This is a genomic window from Amycolatopsis sp. TNS106 (assembly GCF_019330265.1).
GTDB lineage: Bacteria > Actinomycetota > Actinomycetes > Mycobacteriales > Pseudonocardiaceae > Amycolatopsis > Amycolatopsis lurida.
This window is the reverse complement of record NZ_CP024972.1, coordinates 7,701,149-7,721,436: the sequence shown is the minus strand read 5'-3', so window position 1 is coordinate 7,721,436 and position 20,288 is coordinate 7,701,149. Positions and strand designations below refer to the sequence as shown.

Annotated in this window: 17 protein-coding genes; 4 read left to right on the top strand and 13 right to left on the bottom strand. The window is 70.3% G+C overall.

Annotated features, from left to right (window positions below):
• Positions 1-27: 27 nt before the first annotated feature.
• The 3 genes from CVV72_RS35705 to CVV72_RS35695 form a co-directional block, all read right to left on the bottom strand.
• Entirely contained in the window at positions 28-663 is a 636-nt protein-coding gene (locus CVV72_RS35705; RefSeq protein WP_219154351.1) for a dTMP kinase, read from the bottom strand.
• A gap of 194 nt (positions 664-857) precedes the next feature.
• Positions 858-1,625: a hypothetical protein gene (locus CVV72_RS35700; protein WP_219148532.1), complete on the bottom strand. Its 768-nt coding sequence runs from the start codon at positions 1,623-1,625 to the stop codon at positions 858-860.
• Positions 1,622-2,191, bottom strand: a complete 570-nt coding sequence (locus CVV72_RS35695) for a papain-like cysteine protease family protein (protein ID WP_219154349.1) — start codon at positions 2,189-2,191, stop codon at positions 1,622-1,624. Before CVV72_RS35695 ends, CVV72_RS35700 begins: the two co-directional genes overlap by 4 nt.
• Before the next feature lie 355 nt (positions 2,192-2,546).
• Between CVV72_RS35695 and CVV72_RS35690 the strand changes: the two genes are divergently transcribed.
• Positions 2,547-3,515 (top strand): hypothetical protein, encoded by a 969-nt coding sequence (locus CVV72_RS35690; RefSeq protein ID WP_034305898.1) that lies wholly within the window; start codon positions 2,547-2,549, stop codon positions 3,513-3,515.
• A 124-nt stretch (positions 3,516-3,639) separates the two neighbouring features.
• Here the strand turns inward: CVV72_RS35690 and ahcY are convergent, their stop codons facing one another.
• Entirely contained in the window at positions 3,640-5,112 is a 1,473-nt protein-coding gene (gene ahcY / locus CVV72_RS35685) for an adenosylhomocysteinase (RefSeq protein ID WP_219148530.1), read from the bottom strand.
• A gap of 92 nt (positions 5,113-5,204) precedes the next feature.
• Between ahcY and CVV72_RS35680 the strand changes: the two genes are divergently transcribed.
• On the top strand, positions 5,205-7,499 hold the full coding sequence (locus CVV72_RS35680; RefSeq protein WP_255632814.1) for a hypothetical protein: 2,295 nt from the start codon (positions 5,205-5,207) through the stop codon (positions 7,497-7,499).
• A 68-nt stretch (positions 7,500-7,567) separates the two neighbouring features.
• Here CVV72_RS35680 and CVV72_RS35675 read toward each other — a convergent pair whose 3' ends face one another.
• The 3 genes from CVV72_RS35675 to CVV72_RS35665 all read right to left on the bottom strand — a co-directional run bounded on the left by CVV72_RS35675 (position 7,568) and on the right by CVV72_RS35665 (position 11,375).
• Entirely contained in the window at positions 7,568-8,272 is a 705-nt protein-coding gene (locus CVV72_RS35675; RefSeq protein WP_219148528.1) for an LPXTG cell wall anchor domain-containing protein, read from the bottom strand.
• A gap of 257 nt (positions 8,273-8,529) precedes the next feature.
• A complete protein-coding gene (locus tag CVV72_RS35670; protein WP_219148527.1) occupies positions 8,530-10,050 on the bottom strand; it encodes an amino acid permease in 1,521 nt (506 codons plus the stop codon).
• Between the two features lie 410 nt (positions 10,051-10,460).
• Complete coding sequence (locus CVV72_RS35665) at positions 10,461-11,375, bottom strand: cation diffusion facilitator family transporter (RefSeq protein WP_219148526.1); 915 nt, start codon at positions 11,373-11,375, stop codon at positions 10,461-10,463.
• 143 nt (positions 11,376-11,518) lie between these two features.
• Here CVV72_RS35665 and CVV72_RS35660 point away from each other — a divergent pair, with 143 nt between their 5' ends.
• On the top strand, positions 11,519-14,521 hold the full coding sequence (locus CVV72_RS35660; protein ID WP_219148525.1) for a BTAD domain-containing putative transcriptional regulator: 3,003 nt from the start codon (positions 11,519-11,521) through the stop codon (positions 14,519-14,521).
• A gap of 57 nt (positions 14,522-14,578) precedes the next feature.
• Here CVV72_RS35660 and CVV72_RS35655 read toward each other — a convergent pair whose 3' ends face one another.
• The 6 genes from CVV72_RS35655 to CVV72_RS35630 all read right to left on the bottom strand — a co-directional run bounded on the left by CVV72_RS35655 (position 14,579) and on the right by CVV72_RS35630 (position 19,704).
• Positions 14,579-15,088, bottom strand: coding sequence for a hypothetical protein (locus CVV72_RS35655; protein ID WP_219148524.1), 510 nt, complete (start codon positions 15,086-15,088; stop codon positions 14,579-14,581).
• 196 nt (positions 15,089-15,284) lie between these two features.
• Entirely contained in the window at positions 15,285-16,508 is a 1,224-nt protein-coding gene (gene manA, locus CVV72_RS35650; RefSeq protein ID WP_219154345.1) for a mannose-6-phosphate isomerase, class I, read from the bottom strand.
• Positions 16,509-16,574: 66 nt separating this feature from the next.
• Positions 16,575-17,666, bottom strand: coding sequence for a hypothetical protein (locus tag CVV72_RS35645; RefSeq protein ID WP_219148523.1), 1,092 nt, complete (start codon positions 17,664-17,666; stop codon positions 16,575-16,577).
• Positions 17,650-17,871: a Trm112 family protein gene (locus CVV72_RS35640; RefSeq protein ID WP_034305251.1), complete on the bottom strand. Its 222-nt coding sequence runs from the start codon at positions 17,869-17,871 to the stop codon at positions 17,650-17,652. Before CVV72_RS35640 ends, CVV72_RS35645 begins: the two co-directional genes overlap by 17 nt.
• Positions 17,872-17,922: 51 nt before the next feature.
• Entirely contained in the window at positions 17,923-19,278 is a 1,356-nt protein-coding gene (locus CVV72_RS35635; protein ID WP_219148522.1) for a phosphomannomutase/phosphoglucomutase, read from the bottom strand.
• Positions 19,279-19,350: 72 nt separating this feature from the next.
• Positions 19,351-19,704: a DUF3499 domain-containing protein gene (locus tag CVV72_RS35630; RefSeq protein ID WP_073848429.1), complete on the bottom strand. Its 354-nt coding sequence runs from the start codon at positions 19,702-19,704 to the stop codon at positions 19,351-19,353.
• Positions 19,705-19,820: 116 nt separating this feature from the next.
• On the opposite strand from CVV72_RS35630, the gene CVV72_RS35625 reads away from it, so the two are divergent.
• Positions 19,821-20,252 carry a metallopeptidase family protein gene (locus tag CVV72_RS35625; protein ID WP_007028954.1) on the top strand — a complete coding sequence of 144 codons (432 nt, stop codon included), beginning with the start codon at positions 19,821-19,823 and terminating at the stop codon, positions 20,250-20,252.
• The last annotated feature ends 36 nt before the right edge of the window (positions 20,253-20,288 follow it).

The following is a 20,288-nucleotide window of genomic DNA, read 5'->3' as shown; positions in this document are numbered from 1 at the left end:
CGTGATCAGCCCCGCAGGTCGGTCTGCTCACTGAACGCGGAGGAGGGAGGTGGCGAGAGCCGGGGTGTCCACACCGGCGACGCCGTCGAGAACGTGCCAGGGCGCGAGCCAGCCCGACGCGGCGAGCTCGTCGTAGACCACCGAGCACCGCTTCTGGAGCGCGTCGTCGGTCTCGAAGGAATCCCGCGCGCGGTCGGCGTCGCTCTCCGCGCGACGCTGCGCGCGATCGGCGGCGACGTCGGCGGTGACCCGCAACAGCAGATGCGCGACAGGCACCGGCAGACCGAACCGGTCGATCTCCAGTTCCTTGAGCCAGCGCACGAACTCGCCATCCGCGCCCTGGTGGAGCCGGGCCGCGCCGTACGCGGCGTTCGACGCGACGTACCGGTCGAGCAGCACGACGTCGTGGTCGCCGAGCCGGGCGCGGATCTCGCCGGCCGCGCCCCGCCGGTCGAGCGCGTAGAGCATCGCCATGCCGTAGACGGAGTCCGCGAGGTCGCCGTGGCCGCGGTGCAGCGCTTCCTTCACGAGGTCGGCGTGCACGCTTTCGCCGTATCGCGGGAACGCGATGGACGTGACGCTCGCCCCGGCCGCGTTCAGCGCGCCGGTCAGCGCGTCGGCGAGGGTGCGCTTGCCCGCGCCGTCCAGACCTTCGATCACCACGAGTCGTCCCACGCGCCAAGAATATGGCGAGCACCGCGAAGCGGTTCCGTTGAGGGTGGTGGCGGGGGCATGGATGGAATGGCGAGCACCGCGAAGCGGTTCCGTTGAGGGTGGTGGCGGGGGCATGGACGGATACGGGGCGGTGGTCGACCGGCGGGCCAGACGGGTCAGCTCACGCCCGGCCCACCGGTCCGCTAGGGGACGCGCCTCTTCGAGTGCAGGAAGAAGCCGGCGACACCGATGAGGAGCAAGCCGCCGAAGATCAGCAGCGGCACGAAACCGGTGTCCTGCGCGTCGGGCGCGGGGCCACCGTCGCCGCGAGGCATCACTTGGGCGTTGTAGCCGCCGGCCTTGCCCTCCTGGGCGTACGGCGAGTTCGCGAGCATGGCGCCGTACCGGCCGGAGACGGTCTTCTGGTACTCCGCGAGGGTGTGCGAAGCGCCGGTCGCGTAGCCGCTGGCACCCGAGTCGAGCAGCGTCACCCGGCCGTCGCGCAGCGCGTACCAGGCGTCGACCTGGGGTTCGTGGAGCAGCGTCGCGCCGGCGGGCAGCCTCTTGGCCAGTGCGAGTTCCCGGTCACCCGACGCGATGTTGCCGACCCGCCAGACGCCGTCGTCGCCGCGGACCGACCAGACGGTCGCGGTCCGCCCGTCGGACGCCGCCACCGGCACCGCGACGTAGGCGAGCCGCCCGGCGACCGCGCCGTCACCGGCGACGAAATCCCTCGAAAGCTCGTAAACGGGGAAGGACGCGTCGACGACACTCACCGACGGCGTCCGACTCGAACCACCCGTCTGTGTGAAGAAGCGGCCGATTTCGGCACGCAGAGTGGGGTCGTCGGCAGCCGCCTTCGCGGCCGCGAGATCTTCACCGGACAGGTGATCCGCGCGCGCTCCGGGGGCCGAGACCAGCAGCGCGACCGCGACCAGCCCGGCGAGCCCGAGGAACCGCCGCGCGCTCATCGCCGGATCCCGGTGAGCGTGTGGGTCCAGGTGAAGGACTTGTTGGCCGAGTAGAAGTCGTAGGTCGACCAGTTGTAGCGGTTGCCGGTGGGCAGTGGATCCCCCCACGAGATCCACTTCCGGCCGGCGTCGTGGCCGTAGAGGACGTGCATGTGGCCGCCGCCCGCGGCCCAGCCGACCCGGGTCTGGACCGGCCTGCCGTCACCGGTCTGCGCCTGGACGGCGGCGTAGGGAATGCGGCCCTTGAGGTAGTTCCCCGGGGCGGAGAAGCCGAGCTTGCCGAAGGCGCGCCGGACGTCGCCCAGCGTTCCCGGCTTGTCGGCGCACTCCCGGCGGCGCTCGTCGTGGGCGATCCGGCAGAATTCGTTCTGAGTGACGGTCACGCCGTGGTGTGCCGCGATGGTGTTGCCGGAAGCCACCCAGCACCACTGGGACTTCTCCTGCGCCTGCATGGCGATGGGGTGCTGGCGGGCAGCCGGCGAGGGCAGCGCGCTCGCCGGGGTCTGGATCGCCAGCCACGCCACGAGACTCGCGGCGCCGGCGGCGCAAAACCTCCTCGAGAACACAGGCACGACGGGCCTCCTGGTCACCATGGCGAACCAATGTGGTCACAACGGTGAACAGCAGGCTCACACAGAGCAAGATGGGCACTCGGCGGAACGGACCGTTCCGGGGCGTTTCCACACCCCGGAACGGCCACTCTTCCGGGGTCAACCACCCCGAACGGGGGACGTAGTGTTCACAGTGCGCTGCTAACGTGAACGTTCCGCGGTGTTCACGCTCAGCGCACACACTGGTCTGGTGAAGGGACGAGCGGTGACACGAGACGGTGCCGATACGTTCTCGGCGGGAAAGCTCGCCTCGACGCGCGCTGACGCGTCCTCGGCGGGAAAGCATGCCTCGAACGACGACACCCCGGCGATCATCGACGGCACGCGCCGTCAGCCGCTCGAAGCCTTGCCCAAGGAACTCGTCGAGGCCCTCCGGAGCGGCGAATTCCACCACGCGCTCCGGCAGGCGATCGCCTATCGCGGCCTGTCCCTCGCCCGGCTCCGCGCCCACCTGGGGCTCCGCGGTGTCCAAATCGGACAGTCGACGTTGAGCTACTGGCAGCGCGGGTTGCGGCAGCCGGAGGTGCCCAAGGCGCTGCCCGCGGTGCGTGCGCTGGAATCGGTGCTGCAACTGCCCGCGGACGCGCTGGTCGTGCTGATCGGACCGCGGACGGCGCGGGCGCGCGGGCACCAGATGGCCGCGTCGTTCCACGACATCCGGTCCGGCGACATGGGCTCGATCGTCGACCAGCTGCTGGCCGAACTGGGCGCGTACCCGTCGTCCAACCGCTACAACGCCGACCTCGAGATGCTCTCGGTGCACGACACGATCACCTTCGACGCCGCGCACCGGCAGGTCGGCCTCCAGACGCGGCTCGTGTGCCGGGCCCGGCGGCACGGCCCGGACCGCTACGTCACCGTCTACAACGGCGACCCCGGCTGCAACATCGGCGACGTCGAGCTGATCACCGCCGAGGGCTGCCGCGTCGGCCGGATCCGGCGCAACGCCGCGGCCGAGACGATGGCCACCGAGCTGCTCTTCGACCGGAAGCTCGCCGAGGGCGAGATCCACGTGTTCTGCTTCGAGGTCCGCGACGACTCCGGCACCGCGTCACCCGGCTACTTCCGGATGCTGCGGGACCAGTGCTCGAGCTACCTGGTGCAGCTGAAGTTCGCGCTCGGCGCGCTGCCCGCCCGCTGCACCCGGCAGTTCCGGACGCGCGACGACGCCGTGCCCGTCGAGTCCGAGGAGCTGCCCCTCGACATGGGCGGCGTGACCAGTGGTTTCTTCAGCGACGCCGGGCCGGGGCTGGCCGGCATCGAGGTCGAGTGGCGCTAGCGCGTGCAATGAAAGGCCCCTTCATTGCAGCCGTCCGTTCCTCCAGGCCCCGAAATCCGTGAAGGCCTCCTTGAGGGACCCAGGGTCCCTCAAGGAGGCCTTCACGGCCCGTTCACAGCGGCCGTCAGTACCGGTAGTGGTCGGTCTTGAACGGACCTTCGACGTCCACGTCGATGTACTCGGCCTGCTCCTTGGTCAGCTTCGTGAGCTCACCGCCGAGCGCGTCGAGGTGGATCTTCGCGACCTTCTCGTCGAGCTTCTTCGGGAGGCGGAAGACCTCCTTGTCGTACTCCTCGTGCTTGGTGAACAGCTCGATCTGCGCGATCACCTGGTTGGAGAAGCTGTTCGACATCACGAACGACGGGTGCCCGGTCGCGTTGCCCAGGTTCAGCAGGCGGCCCTCGGACAGCACGATGATGCTCTTGCCGTCGGGGAACACCCACTCGTCGACCTGAGGCTTGATGGTGATGCGCCGAATGCCCGGGTAGCGCTGGAGGCCCGCCATGTCGAGCTCGTTGTCGAAGTGGCCGATGTTGCCCAGGATCGCCTGGTGCTTCATCTTCGCCATGTGCTCGACGAGCACGACGTCCTTGTTGCCGGTCGTCGTGATGATGATGTCGGCCTCGCCGAGGACGTTCTCCAGCTTCTTGACCTGGTAGCCGTCCATCGCCGCCTGCAGCGCGCAGATCGGGTCGATCTCGGTGACGATCACCCGCGCGCCCTGGCCGCGCAGCGATTCCGCGGCGCCCTTGCCGACGTCGCCGTACCCGCAGACGACCGCGACCTTGCCGCCGATGAGGACGTCGGTGCCGCGGTTGATGCCGTCGATCAGGGAGTGCCGGATGCCGTAGCGGTTGTCGAACTTCGACTTGGTCACCGCGTCGTTCACGTTGATCGCCGGGAACAGCAGCTCACCGGCCGCGGCGAGCTGATAGAGCCGCAGCACGCCGGTGGTGGTCTCCTCGGTGACCCCGCGGATGCCTTCGCCGATCTTGGTCCACTTGCCGGTGTCGGCCGCGACCGAGGCGCTCAGCAGCTGCAGGAACACGCGGAACTCGTCCGAGGTGTTCTCGTCCGGGGCGGGGACGACCCCGGCCTTCTCGAACTCGGTTCCCTTGTGCACCAGCATGGTGGCGTCGCCGCCGTCGTCGAGGATCATGTTCGGGCCCTCACCGTCCCAGGTGAGCATCCGCTCGGTGCACCACCAGTACTCCTCCAGCGACTCGCCCTTCCAGGCGAACACCGGGACACCCTTGGGCTCCTCGGGGGTGCCGTGCGGGCCGACGACGACCGCCGCGGCGGCGTGGTCCTGGGTGGAGAAGATGTTGCAGGAGGCCCAGCGCACCTCCGCTCCCAGCGCGACGAGGGTTTCGATCAGGACCGCGGTCTGTACGGTCATGTGCAGCGAGCCCGAAACCCGGGCTCCCCGCAGGGGATAGACCTCGGCGTACTCGCGGCGCAGCGCCATCAGGCCCGGCATCTCGTGCTCGGCGAGGCGGATCTCCTTGCGGCCGAACTCGGCGGCCTCGAGATCGGCGACGGCGAACTCGATGCCGTTGCGGGTGTCGTGCCGCTTGGCAACGCTTTCGGGGGTCATATGCGCGCTTCCTCCAAGGTTGGATGACATCGGAACAGTACCGTTGTCGGCTCAAAGCCCACTGGAACGGTTTGGAGGCCTTCACCGTGGTCATGCCGGGTCCCGATACCCGCGTCGTCGAAATACGCGTACCCGGGCTAGTGGGCACGAGCGGTGAAAGCCTGCTGGATTCGACGTCGGTGGTCGACGTCGCGGGCGACGGGATCGGCAGGCTGATCCGGCCGTCGGACCGGCTGCGCCGTCCCGCTCCCGGTCCGGTGCTGCCCGCGCTCGGCCGCTCGATCCCGCGCATCCTCGAAGGCTACCTCTGGAGCGGGATGACCTCCGGGGGCGCCGCGAAGGCGACCTGGGCGCTGCTGTTCCCCTTCTCGCTGGCGAACGTCGCGCATTGGATGCTGCCGCCGGTCCCGGAGGGCAAACGGTCCGCGGCTCTGCTCGGCACGGTGTGCCGAGGTCTGCTGCGGGTGGCCTCGCTGTTGCTGACGATGTTGCTGATCAGCCAGCTCGCCGTGGTCTCGCTCGACCTTTTCGCCGCGCAGTGCCTCGCACCGGGTTCGACCTGTCTCGAAGGCGCGCCGTCGTTCCTGCGGGACTTCGCGCCGCTGCGGACGGCGATCGGGGTGCTGCCGCTGCTGGCGCTGATCTTCGTGCTCGACCGGATCCCGTCGTCGGACTGGCGATCGCGGAACAGGCTGCACCGCGTCCCCAGTTCGAGCCCGCTGCAACCGCAGGACCTGCCGCGGACGCCCGGCCTGCGCACTCTCCACACCGTCGCCGCCTTGACCTGTGTCGCGCTTCCCTTGCTCGGCGGGCCGTTCCGGCTGCCCTCCGCGACGTTCGACCTGATCGTCTGGATCTGCGCGCTGGCGCTCGTCCTCGCCACGCTGGCGGCCTCGACGGTCGGTTTCTCGGCCGGGCCGGTGATCCGCGGCGGGCTGATCGGGGTGGCGGTCGTCCTGGTCGGGATCGCCGTCGTGCGCCGGACGCCGCTGCCCGCGGGGCTCCCTGGCGGCGGGCTCGGCGGAGCGGACGGGACGGTCGAGGCGCTGGGAGCGGCGATGGTCGCGGTGACCGTGCTGTTCGCGCTGATCCTCGTCCCGGCGGCCCTGCTCGGACGGCCGACGTGGAAGCATCTGCCGCACCGGCTGCGGCCCTGGCTCGGCGGATGGGCGGCGGCGCCGGTCGTCGCGCTGGCCGGTCTGCTCGGCGGCGGCTTCGGCGCGGGGCTCGCGGTCGCGCTACGGCAGCTGGTCGGCGCGAACGAACTCCGGCTGCCCGACACCTACTCACTCGTGACCGTGCTGTGGGGTGCCGGTCTCGCGCTCGCCGTCGTGCTCGGTGTGCTGGGCTTCGCGGTCGCCGTCCCGCTGCGACGGCTGCGGCGCGGCATTCCGAAGATCGTCGCGCTGATGGAGATCGACGAGGCGCAGGAAGAGGAAGCCGCGAGCGCCTGGGCCCGCGCGTCGTGGGAACGCAAGCATCTGCACCATCTCGCGCTCACGGTCGCGTTGGCGATGGCGGCGGGCGGCGGGGCGCTCCTGGTGCTGCGCTTCGGTTTCGGCCCGCTGCCCGGCTGGTTCAAGCCCCTCTCCGCGATCGGCGTGTTCGCGCTCGGCGCGATGGCGGCGGGGCTGCTGCGCGTCGTGTTCGCCGCCGCGACGACCCCCAAACGCAGCCGTCACCTCGGCGCGCTGGCGGATCTCGTGTGCTTCTGGCCGCGTGCCGCCCATCCGACCGTCCCGCCGAGTTACGCGCTCAAGGTCGTCCCGGAACTCGCGGACCGGGTCAAGGAACATCTGGCCGATCCGGGCACCAGGGTCGTGCTCTCCGGCTACAACCTCGGCAGCCTGCTGACCGTGCTCGCCGCGGCCCGCGTGATCGCCGATCTCCCGCCGGAAGACCGCGACCGGGTCGGGCTGCTGACCGCGGGATCGCCGCTGCAATGGGGTTACCAGCGCGCCTTCCCCGCGATGCTGCCGCAGGCGCAGCTGGCCGGACTGTACGAAGGCCTCGACGGCCGCTGGCGCGCGCTGTGCCGCGGCACGGACATCTTCGGCGGCGGCGTCACGACGTGGCGGCATCGCGTGGTGGCCGGGAAACTGCTGGGCGACGGCTACCTGCCCGGCGGTGGGACCGGGCCGCTGGCCGCCGAGGCCGACGATCAGGGCGTCCTGGTGCTCGGCGGCGACCACTGGCTGCCGGATCCGATGCGCGGTCCGACCGGGCGGCATCGCTGGGCGCCCGGGGTCCTCAAGCACACGGATTACGTCGTTGACGCCGAATGGGACAACGCCGTCGCGATGGCCGCAGGTCTCGGCAGGCCCCGCCCGAAGAACCCTTGGGGCGAGCAGGGGTCGCTGTTCGGGGACTTCCCGCAGATGCGCTGAAGCGCGTGAAGGCCCCCTTCCCTCGGCTGAGCCGAGGGAAGGGGGCCTTCACGCGCGTTCAGCTAGCTTCAGTTGGCCTTGCCGCGACGCACGCGCAGCAGGACCAGGACGCCGGCACCGGCCAGGACCAGCAGGCCACCGGCCCACAGCAGCCAGGCGTTGTCGAAACCGGTGTCCGCGAGGCCGCCGCCGTTACCGCCGTTGCCGCCCACGTTCGGGGCGGGGGCGGTGGTGCTGGGGGCTTCCGACGTCTGGGACGGCTTGTCCGTGGTGGTCGGCGCGGTCGTCGGCGGCTTGACCGTCGAGGTCTTCGTCGGCTCGCTCGGCTTCGTCGGCTCGCTCGGCTTGGTCTTCTTCTCACCGCAGGCGAACCAGTGGCTGATGTCGGCCTGCTTGCCGCCGCCGTTCAGCGGCGAACGCAGCTTCTCCCACGGCGGGGTCTCGGCGAGGCCGCGCTTGCCGGGCTCGTAGATGTTGTAGCCGTCGCCGCCCTTGACCACGATCGCGGTGACGGTGACGCCTTCACCGACCGCGGTGATGTTGAGGTACTTGTCCTTCTCCGTGCCACCGGTGAAGGTCAGGTCCTTCGTCGAGATCTCGGTGCCCGGCAGCTTGGCCTTCTCACAGGTGCTGACGTTCTTCGGCGTCGGGATGGCGCGGGGGTCGTCGGTGTGGCACGCCAGCGCGGTGCCCGCGGTGCCCAGCAGGGCGGCGGTGGCGAGGGCGACGACGGTGACGGCGGAACGGACACGCCGTCTGGGCTTGATCTGCATTCGGAGCTCTCCTGTACCGATCGGGGGACAAACGAGCGAAGCGAGGCGCCACCTCCGAGGGAACGCGGTCAACTCGCCGTACATCTGCAGGAGTCGCGTTAACCCATCAGGGGGAGGCAAGGTCCCGGACGGTATCGCACACGGATTTTACGGTGACACCGGGACCCCCCGGTGTTATCGCTCCGAGACCGGACGGGCCGGGCGCGAAAACGGCCCACCATCCACAAAGGAATGGTGGGCCGTCGAAACGAGAATGATCAGTCCGAAACGGACGTCGGCACCTCGCCCTTGTCCTGCTTGCCGAGCAGTGATCGGCGACGGCTGTAGGCGAAGTAGATGACGACGCCCAGCGCCATCCACGCCAGGAAGCGCAGCCACGTGAGCACGGTCAGGTTCAGCATCAGCCACAGGCAGGCGACGATCGCCAGGATCGGGATCACCGGGACCCACGGCACCCGGAAGGCGCGGGGCAGATCGGGCCGGGTCTTGCGCAGCACCAGCACGCCCGCCGAGACCAGGACGAAGGCGAACAGCGTGCCGACGTTGACCATTTCCTCGAGCTTGTCGGCCGGGAAGAAGGTCGCGGCGACCGCGACCAGCCCGCCGACGACGATGGTCGCGCGCTTCGGGGTCCCGTTCGAGCCGGTCTTCGCCAGGCCGCGCGGCATCAGGCCGTCACGCGACATCGCGAAGATGATCCGGATCTGGCCGAGCATCAGCACCATGACGACGGTCGTCAGACCGGCGAGCGCACCGACGGAGATGATGTTGGCCGCCCAGTCGACGCCGTTGGCCGCGAACGCGGACGCGAGCGTCTTCTTGCCGCCGTCACCCGCCGTGGTGGAGAGTTCCTTGTAGTTCACCATGCCGACGACCACGAGCGACACGGCGACGTACAGCACCGTGACGATGGCGAGCGAGCCGAAGATGCCGCGGGGCACGGCCTTCTGCGGGTTGCGGGTCTCTTCGGCGGTGGTCGCGACGATGTCGAACCCGATGAACGCGAAGAACACCAGCGACGCGGCGGCCAGCAGGCCGAAGACGCCGAACGCGCTGCTGCCGCCACCGGCGATCAGCGAGAACAGCGACTGGTCGACACCGGTCGACACCGACTCCGCGGCGGGCTGGGCGTCCGGGATGAACGGCGTGTAGTTCGACCCCTTGATGTAGAAGATGCCCAGCACGATCACGAACAGCACCACCGCGACCTTGATCCCGGTGATCACCATGGAGAACCGCGAAGACAGCTTCGTGCCGACGGCGAGCAGCGTCGCGAGCACCAGCACCACGAGCAAGGCGCCCCAGTCGACCGGGATCGGGCCGAGCTCGAACGTCGTCTTCGTGCCCTTGCCGAAGATGTAGGAGAGCACGGTCTCGAGGTAGGCGGACCAGCCCTTCGACACCGCGGCCGCGCCGACCGCGAGCTCCAGGATGAGGTCCCAGCCGATGATCCACGCCATGAATTCACCGAACGTGGCGTAAGAGAACGTGTACGCGCTCCCGGCCACCGGGACGGTCGACGCGAATTCCGCGTAACAGAGGGCGGCCAGCGCGCACGCGATGGCCGCGAACACGAACGCGAGCGAGACCGACGGACCCGCGAAGTCACCGGCCGTCCGCGCGGTGAGGGTGAAGATACCGGCACCGATGACGACGGCGACACCGAAGACGGTCAGGTCCCACGCGCTCAGGTTCCGCCTGAGCTTGGTCCCCGGCTCGTCGGTGTCCGCGATGGATTGCTCGATGGATTTCGTACGCCACAGACCGTTTCCGGGCACCCTTGACCTCCTACACCTGACTGCGGTTCAAGGGACCCTATCGCCCGGTCGTGACGGCAGCGCGGTGGGAGAGCAACGAAGTACCCGGAGGTCGTGACGGTGATCGCCGGAGCACGGAGAGTTGCTCCGAATGGCGGTAGCCGCGCTGCCCCTTCAAGGACACCCGGCACGTTTCCCGACCGTCCACTGGGGACATTTCCGGCGACTGGTGCCCTATGTCGCGAAGGTGCGGCAAGGTGCCGCGGACGGGCCACGTGCGAGGAGACCTTCCGGCGCCGCATCCCAAGCGTCCACATAGGACAGGCCCGGTGACCGAATGTCCGTTTTGTGCCGGTCTGCGCCGCATCTGCCGGCCGGTCCATAACGACGTCCCGAAGGCTGCCCGGCCTCGCCGGCGTGACGAGACCGGCTCAGGCCAGCGCGCGGTCCAGGTCCGGCTCCAGGTAGATCAGCTTCGCCGTCGGCACCTTCGCCCGCACACGCGCTTCGGCGTCGTCGATGGCCTGCGCGATGTCCGCGGTCTCCAGCCCCGGCACCAGCGCGAGCTTCGCGGCCACCAGCATCTCGTCCGGGCCGATGTACAGCGTCCGGATGTGGATGACCCGCTCGACCTTGCCCGCGGCGAGCTCGTCGACGATCACGTCGAGATCGGACTCGGAGGCGCCTTCGCCGATCAGCAGGCTCTTCATCTCGATGATCAGGATGATCGCGATGACGCCGAGCAGCACACCGATGGTGAGCGTGCCGATGCCGTCCCACACCGGATCGCCCGTGATCACCGAAAGCCCGACTCCCGCGAGCGCGAAGATCAGACCGAGCAGCGCGCCGGCGTCCTCCAGCAGGACCACCGGCAGTTCCGGCGTCTTGGCCTGGCGGATGAAGGCCCACCAGCCCGCGTCGCCCTTGATCTTCTTCGACTCCTGGATCGCGGTGTAGAAGGAGTAGCACTCCAGCCCGATCGCGACCACGAGGATGCCGACCGCCACCAGCGGCGTCTTCAGGGCCTCCGGCTCGCTGATCTTGTGAACGCCCTCCCACAGCGCGAAGACCGAGCCGAGAGTGAAGAGCATCAGCGCGACGATGAACGAGTAGAAGTACCGGTCCCGCCCGAAGCCGAACGGGTGGGTACGGGTCGCCTTGCGCTGTGAGGTCTTCTGCCCGAGCAGCAGGAGGCCCTGGTTCGAGGTGTCCGCGAGCGAGTGCACGGACTCGGCGAGCATCGAAGACGACCCCGTGATGAGGTAGCCGGTGAATTTCGCGGCCGCGATTCCGGCGTTCGCCACGAGCGCGGCGATGATCGCCTTGGTTCCGCCACCTGCAGACACGTGCAACTCCCCAATGGTGTCCCGATATGCCGGGTTCGAAGGCTAGCAGTGCAGATGAACCCGTACACGGCGGGCGGGACAGGTCACAGAATTGTCGGGCCTCCTCGCTAGTCTCGCCCCTCTCATGGACTGGGGAGGTGCCCGTGCCGCGATTCGGCGTGCTCGGACCGCTGACGATCGAGAGCCCGCCCGGGCGGCGCACCACGCCGCGCGGCGATCACCAGCGCGCCCTGCTGGCCGTCCTGCTGCTGAACGCGAACACGTCCGTCCCGGTCGACGCCCTGGTCGAGACCCTCTGGCCGGACACCCCGCCGAAGTCGTACTCCTCGAATCTGCACACGTACGTCTCCCGCCTGCGGGCCCGGTTCGAGGGGCTGGAGATCGTGCGTGATCCGCACGGTTACCGGCTGGTCGTCGCGCCGGCCGATCTCGATCTGCTGTCCTTCCGTGAAGCCGCCGCGGCGGGGAAGGCGGCGGCGCGGGCGGGCGATCCGGCGGCTCGTGTTTCGGCGCACTACCGCCGGGCGCTGGCGGAATGGCGCGGGCCGGTCCTTTCCGGACTGCACGTCCCCCGGCTCGACGCGGACATCGCCCGGCTCGAGTCGGAGCGGCTCGCCGCCTTCGAAGACTGTGTCGACGCCGAACTGTCCGACGGCAGGCACGGCGAGCTCGCCGGTGAACTGCAGGCGATGATCACCGAACATCCGCTGCGCGAGCGGCTCGCCGCGCAGCTGATGATCGCGCTGCACCGCGCCGGACGGCAGGCCGATTCCCTGGCCGTCCACCGCGACCTGCGCGCCACCCTCGTCGAGGAGCTAGGGGTGGAGCCCGGCGCGGAGGTCCGCCGGGTGCACGCCGCCGTGCTGCGCGGCGAGGATCCGGTGCCCTCGGCCAAGACCGCGCCGGTCTTCCCGATCTGCCAGCTGCCGCCGGACATCGCGGATCTCGCCGGCCGCGAGAGCGAGATCGCGAAGCTCTCCGCGCTGCTCGGCGAAAGCAAGGGTGTCCCGGTCGCGGTGATCACCGGCGAACCGGGGGCGGGCAAGTCCACGCTCGCGGTCACCACCGCGCACAGGCTCCGCCGTTCCTTTCCGGACGGCCAGCTGTTCGTCCCGCTGGCAGGCGCCTCTGCCCCGCGCGAACTCGCCGACGTCCTCGGCGACCTGTTGCGCGCGCTCGGGGTCACCGGTCCGGCCATCCCGGACGACGTCGAGGCCAGGGCGGCGGTCTATCGCGGCCGCCTCGCCGACCGGCGGGTCCTCGTGGTGCTCGACGACGCCGCGAGCCCCGAGCAGGTTCGCGCGCTGCTGCCGGGAACGCCGGGCAGCGCGGTGCTGATCACCAGCAGGCAGCGGCTTTCCGGGCTCGCGGGAGCGGACCGCCTCCCTCTCGCACCGCTGACCGGCGCCGAGGCGATGGCCCTGCTGGCGCGGCTGGCCGGGCCGGGCCGGGTCGGCGCCGAACGCGCGGACGCGGAACGGATCGCCAAGGCCTGCGGCAATCTCCCGCTGGCGTTGCGGATCGCCGGCAGCAGGCTCGCGATGCGGCCCGGCTTGCCGCTCGGGAAGCTCGCCGGGAAACTGGAGGACGAGGTCTCGCGCCTCGACGAACTCCAGGTCAGCGATCTCCAGGTCCGCGGCAGTATCGCGTTGAGCTACCAGGCGCTGAGCCCGGCGGCGCGGCGCGCTTTCCGGCTGATCGGCCGCTGTCGCACCCTCGACCTGCCCGCTTGGGCGGTGTCGACGCTGATCGATGACGACGGCGCCGACGAGGCCATCGACGAACTCGTCGAAGCCAGCCTGCTCGAAGCCACCGGTCTCGATCCGACGGGCGAGCAGCGGTTCCGTGTCCACGATCTCGTGCGCGTGTTCGCCACGGAACTCGGCCGGGCGCTGGAGACCCACGCCGAGCGGGTGGCGACGGTCGCGAAGGTGTCGGACGCGGCGCTGTGCCTGGCCGACACGGCGGCCCGCCGCCTGCCGAGGACGGTGCCGATGCCGTTGTCGGATCACGACGTGCCCGCGCAGCCGTTGGCCGGCGAACTGGTCGAGCGGCTGCTGCGCGACCCCGGCACCTGGTTCTCCGTGGAACGGGCCAACCTGGTCACCGCCGTCTCGTCGCTGTGCGCCGTCGGCTGGCGGCGGAAGGCTTTGCGGATACTGGAAAGGCTGAGCGCGTACCTGTACCTGCACAGTCACCACACCGACATGCGGACGGCGTACGAGACCTTGCGCGACGCCGCCCGCGAGGCGGGCGACCGGCATATCGTGGTCATCGCCGAGGCGAACCTGACGGTACTGCTGCACGTTCGCGGCGAGTACGAGCTCGCCGCCGAGGGCTACCGCGAGTGTTCGAAGGAATTGGCGGAGCTGGGCGACATTTCCGCGCAGGCGTGGGTCGAGACGAACCTGGCGCGTTGCCTCGTCGGGCTCGGCAGGGCGGGCGAATCCCTGCACGCCGCCACCCAGGCCCGCGAACTGTCCACTGTGGATGAAAGTGGCGCGTACGCGCGGCAGGCGGAGTCCGCGGCGTTGCACCGCCTCGGCAAGATCGCCGAGGCGCTGGAGATCGACAGGCGCAGCCTCGCACACGCGCGCGAACGCGGTGACGAACGGCAGCTCGGTGTTGCCCTGCAAGGACTTTCGTGGTCGCTGATGCTCGACGGCCGCCTGGATGAGGCCTTGGAGACGATCGAGGAATCGGTCCGGGTGCTGCGCCGGACGACGGCGAAATCGGCGCTCGCGAAGTCGTTGCGCACCCAGGGCGCCATCCTCGCGGGCGCCGGACGGCGAGACGGCGCGGTGAAGGCCTACGAGCACGCGCGACGGCTGGCCGGCGCGCTCGAAGAACGACCACGAGAGCTTTCCTGCACGCGCGCGATCGCCGCGAGCTGGATCGGCGACGGGCACGCCGATCGCGCGATTCCCGTGCTGCGCCAATGCCTTGACGAATTCCGCGCCATGGGCGGGAAACCCGCGACGGCCCTCACCCTGCACGTGTTGCGCAGGGCGTACGAGGCCGCCGGGGAAACGAAGGCGGCCGAGGCGGCGGGCGAAGAGGCGAAGCGATTGGAAGTCCCCCACGACGCCAACGCTTCGACCCTCGTCCGGTTGCTGTTGTCGCTCACCGAACCCGCCCCGGCCTGACCGGATGGTGCCCGACCCCTCAGACGGGCACCACCCGGAAGTCATCATCAGTCCGGATCACACCGCGGCGAGCCGTGGTTCTCGCCGTCCGGCGGAGAACCAGGCCAGCACGATCACCAGCACGCCGTTGGCCGCGGCGTCCCACACCGGCGGCGTAACGGGCCCGAGCCGCGCGACCGCGAACACGTTGATCAGCCCGGCGACGGTCAGCATCACGCGGACGGGCTGGGTGCCCGTCACCACCAGCGCGGCCGTGAGCAGCACCTGCGCGCCGAGCGAGACGAGCACGACCAGCGGAAGGCTCAACCTGCTCTCCGCCTCGGCGGCGAGTCCGTGCAGGCCGGAGCCCACGGCCTTGACGGACTCGATCGTTTCGCCGGCCAGCCCCGCCAGCGCCTGCGCGGAGCCGACCAGGTCCTGGCCGCTCGGCAGCGGGAGCACCAGGTCGACGACCGGCACGAGCACGGTCACCACGGCGGCTCCGAGCACGGCGAGCAGGGCACCGGGGCGCGCGGAGACCGGCACCCGGAAAGCGCGTCCGCTCGCCGTGTCGGGATGGGAAGTCACTACTGCTGCTCCTTGGCTATCGACATCCGGGACGAGCCGACGCCAAGCGCCGGGTCACCCCTTCGGGTGATAGTTGCGGAACCCGCCACACGGAACGCACACACTTCGGCCCAGCGCACACGCGATTCGGCACCTGGTTGCGGTACTTGCGCGTGCAAGTACCGCAACCAGGTGCCGAATCGCGCGGTTGGACGGGTCAGCAGGTGCCGGCGGTGGCGCGGAACACCTGGGTGCGCTCTCCGGACAGCGGGCGCACCCGAACCGCCGGATCGGCGGCCGGGAGCCACACCGACTGGCCGCGGCGGAGTTCCACCTGCTCGCCGTCGTCGGCCGTCACCAGCAGGGCACCGGCCGTGCACAGCAGGATCTGCGGGCCGACGTCGTGGACGGCGACCTCGCCGCCGTCCCCGGCCTCCCATTCGATCCGCGACAGCTCGAACTCGGGCGCGTCGGTGCGGTACACCGACATGCGCTCCTCGCGTTCTCCGCTCTGCACCGGCATCTCGCCGCACGCGAAGTCGACGACGCGCAGCAGCTCGGGTACATCGACGTGCTTCGGGGTCAGCCCGCAGCGCAGGATGTTGTCCGAGTTCGCCAGGATCTCGACGGCGGTGCCGTGCAGGTACAGGTGCAGGTTCCCGGCGGGCAGGTAGATCGCCTCGCCCGCGCTGAGGGTGAGCCGGTTGAGCAGCAGCGCCGCGAGCACGCCCGCGTCTCGGGGATGCGACTCGCCGAGTTCCAGGATGGTGCGGCATTCGAGGTCGAATTCGCCGCGTTCCTGAACGTGCTTCACACACGAATCGAGGACCTCGGGCAGCAGTTCGTCGAGTGCCGCCTGCGGCAGGGTGATCCAGGTGGTGAACAGCGCGCGCAGCCCGGCCGGATCCGGCTGGGCTTCCAGCAGCACCGCGTACTTCGCCAGCCCGGGCGTCTCGATCGCCTTCAGCAGCGAGATCGTGCGTTCCGGGTCGCGGAAGCCGGCCAGCGCGTGGAACTCCGTCAGCGCGCAGACGAGTTCCGGCTTCGCCGTCGGATCCGGGTAGTTGCGGTTCGAAGCGTCACGGGGGATCCCCGCCGACTCCTCGCGCGCGTAGCCCTCCGCCGCCTGCTCGGCCGACGGGTGCGCCTGCATCGAAAGCGGCTCTTCGGCGGCGAGGATCTTCAGCAGGAACGGCAGCCTGCCGCCCCAGCGGCCGGCGCAGGTCGTGCCGAGCTGGCCGACCGGATCGGCTTCGACGAGCTCCAGCAGGCTCCGCTCGGTACCGTCCGGGCCGATGACGTGGGACGGGTCGCCAGGGTGGGCACCCATCCACAGTTCCGCCTCCGGATGCGGCGCCGGCACCGGGCGCCCCAGCAGCTCGGGGATCGTCGTTCTCGACCCCCACGCGTAGGGCCGCACGGCATTGCGCAGCAGCTCCACTGTCACCTCAACTCCTCGCCGGGCACGGGTGGTGCCGGCCCTCATTGCTTACGTCGCGCTCGGGACTCACGCCGTTGCGGGCGTGTACCTCCCGGCGCCGCCGATGCTGCCGACGGCCAGCCCCAGATAGACCGCGGCCAGTTCGAACCGGAGCGCGAGAACGGCCGCACGCACGATCTCGTCCGTTTCGATCTCTTCGGCCGGGGCGATCACGTCGCCGCCGGGCAGCAGATCTTCCGCCTGATAGCGGGCCGCGTCGGCGGCCGGCCCCGTGCGGACAGAGAGGAGCAACACTTTCGGCGTCGCGCCGGCCCCCTCCTCCGGGTCCGCGAAGATATCGCGATCCACGCCCCCGGACAACGCCGCCCGCCGCAAAGCGGGCCTGGCCAGCGCCTGGCGATAGTCCTCCACGTCGCAGACGAGGGCGGCGTGCGCGGCGAACGCGTGGGCCGCGTGCTCGCCGACGGCGACCGCGACCGGGTCCAGCCCCCACAGCAGCGGCTGGCGCTCGGCCAGCTTCAGCGCCATCGCCTTGGCCGGGTTCGCGAACGAATCCCTGGCCAGGTAGTCCTTCTCGGCCTCCGCGTCGAGGTGGTCCGCGAGCTGCTCCAGGTCGGCCACCAGCAGGCCGAGCGCGTTCGCGGTGAGCAGCGCGGCGGCGAGCCCGCGCGGGAACGCCATCTCCGGCGGGACCGGGAGCCGCGGCGCGAGCAGCAGCCCCTTGCCCGCGACGGAGGCGGCGACCGGGCCTTCGTCGGGAGCGGACAACACGACTCTCGCCCCGAACCGGGCGGCGCGTTCCAGGGAGGCGGCCAGTTCGCGGTCGCCTGCGTCGTCGGTGTGCGCGAAGACCACGTCGAGCGCGCCGATCCAGCTCGGCACCACCTCGGCGACGACCACCGGCACCGGGCACGACGGGGTCAGGAGCGCGGCGACCAGCCGGGTCAGCGTCCGGCTGACCCCCGGCCGGTCGATCAGCACGAGCGAGCGCGGGCGCCCGACGTCCAGGCGATCGCTCAGCTCGAGTTCGGCCGCGGCTTCGGCGGTCGCCCGGACCTGGGCGCCCGCCATCGCGGCGGCACGGAGAAGCCCCGCGGTGTCGGCCTCGGCCAGCCTCGCGGGATCGTCGAGCAGGGAATCGTCAGGGACCGTCGGCATGAGCGCCATCCGGGGTCGTCGGCTCGGTGGCTTCGTCCAGCAACAATACCGGGATTCCATCACGGACCGGATACACGCGACCGCATTCCGTGCAGGTCAGTGCGTCGGCTTCCGGGTCGGCCGGCGTCCCCGGCCGCAGCGGCGCGTGATCAGGGGACGGGCAGGCCAGGATCTCCAGCAACTGTGCGTCGAACGTGACGGCCATGGTTACTCCTACCTGTGGGACGTCTCTATGTGTGTTTTCACGACACATTCGTTACCCACGGACGATCGCCAATACGTCTTCGGTCAGCGCCCGGACGGCCTCGGCGTCGGCGGCCTCGACGTTCAGGCGGAGCAGCGGCTCGGTGTTGGACGGACGCAGGTTGAACCAGCCGCCGCCCGGGAGCTGCACGGTGAGCCCGTCCAGTTCGTCGATTTCGACGCCGTCGCGGGCGCCGAACGCGTCCTTGACCGCCATCATGCGCGCGACCTGGTCGTCGACGGTGGAGTTGATCTCGCCGGAGGCCGAGTAGCGCGAGTACTCCGCCGTCAGCTCGGACAGCGGGCCCGACTGCTCGCCGAGGGCGGCGAGCACGTGCAGCGCGGCCAGCATGCCGGTGTCGGCACGCCAGAAGTCGCGGAAGTAGTAGTGGGCGGAGTGCTCTCCGCCGAAGATCGCGCCGGTCTTGGCCATTTCGGCCTTGATGAACGAGTGGCCGACCCGGGTGCGCACCGGCTTGCCGCCGTGTTCGGCGACGATCTCCGGGACACCCTTCGACGTGATCAGGTTGTGGATGATGGTGCCGCCCGGCTCCTTCTCCAGCTCCCGGATCGCGACCAGGGCGGTGATGGCGCTCGGCGAGACCGGCTCGCCGCGCTCGTCGACGACGAAGCAGCGGTCCGCGTCGCCGTCGAAGGCGAGGCCCGCGTCGGCGCCTTCCTCGCGCACCTTCGCCTGGAGGTCGACGATGTTCTTCGGGTCGAGCGGGTTGGCCTCGTGGTTCGGGAAGTTGCCGTCGAGCTCGAAGTACATCGGGACGACCTCGATGGGCAGGCCCGCGAAAACCGTCGGAACGGTGTAGCCGCCCATGCCGTTGCCGGCGTCGACGACGACCTTCAGCGGACGGCTGCCCGACAGGTCGACGAGCTTGCGCAGGTACGCCGCGTAGTCCGCGAGGACGTCCTTCTCGGTCACCGAGCCGCGCTGGCCCGCGAAGGCGGGCACACCCTGCTCGACGGTGTCGCGGATCTCCGCGAGACCGGAGTCCTGGCCGACGGGGGCGGCGCCCGAGCGGCACAGCTTGATGCCGTTGTACTTCGCCGGGTTGTGGCTGGCGGTGAACATGGCGCCCGGCAGGTTGAGCGACCCGGACGCGAAGTACAGCTGGTCGGTGCTGGCGAGGCCGATCGACACGACGTCGAGGCCCTGCGAGGTCACGCCGTCGGCGAACGCGGCGGACAGCTCGGGCGAGGAGTCGCGCATGTCGTGGCCGATCACCACGGAGTCGGACTCCGGCTTGATCAACAGGGCGAACGCCGATCCGAGGTCGCGGACGAGTGCCGCGTCCAGCTGCTCACCGACCACGCCGCGAATGTCGTAGGCCTTCACGATGCCCGAAAGGTCTGGCACGCCTGCTCCCCGCCAATAGTCTCGTTACAACGCCCTCTGGCGCGCTCGAAAGCCTACCGGCGAGCCTTCGCGTCAGGCGCGGCCGGGCAGGACGCGCAGGTGGCCGCGCCTGCCCGAGGGTCCCTCGGGTTCGGGCTCGGGCGCGGGCTTGTCGGACCGGCCCGCCTCGCGCACGGCCTCGGCCAGCGCGGTCAGCTCGTCGGCGGACGGGTCCGGGGCGGCGAAGGCCCCTTCGTGCCGGACGACTTCCCAGCCCTTGGGCACGGTCAGCCGGAGGGCGTGCGCCTCGCAGAGGTCATAGGAGTGCGGCTCGCTCGCCGTGGCCAAGGGGCCCACGACGGCCGTCGAATCGCTGTAGGCATACGTGAGCGTGGCGACAGCGGGTTCGAGACAACCCGTTCGCGAACACTTTCGTACGCTCCGCACGATCGAGAACGATAGCGCGTCGGGAGCCGGGCGTACCGGCGACACGCGCTTTGAATCGCCGAGCGCGTACCCTTCGGTTCGTGGCGACGGCTCGTGATTCCCGACAGCGACGGCGGATGCGACGGGACCGGCACGGCCGGGGCCTGCGCGGAGCGCTGTATCCGTCGACCCTTCCCGCCGCCGCTAGCAGGGCGGAAAGGTTCGACGCGCTGGTTTTGGACGCGCTCGAACCGATCGAAGCGCGGTGGCGGCACGAGCTGACGAAGCTCGACGTCGCCGTCGACGACGTCCCCGAAGTTCGCTCGGATGGCGCACCGACCGGAGTCGACGGCGTGTTGCACGACGGCGCCGTCCCGCTCTCGCGGCTCGTGCCCGCCGGCGTCGACCGCGCCGGCCTTCCGACGCGGGCCCGCATCGTCCTCTACCGGCGCCCCCTCGAAGCGCGCGCGAAGGACCCCGGCGAACTCGCGGAACTCGTGCACGACGTCCTCGTCGAACAGGTCGCGGGCTACCTCGGCGTCGAACCCGACGTCATCGAAGGCGAATAACCCTCACCTCCGCACCCCGGCCCCCGCCCTTCCCCG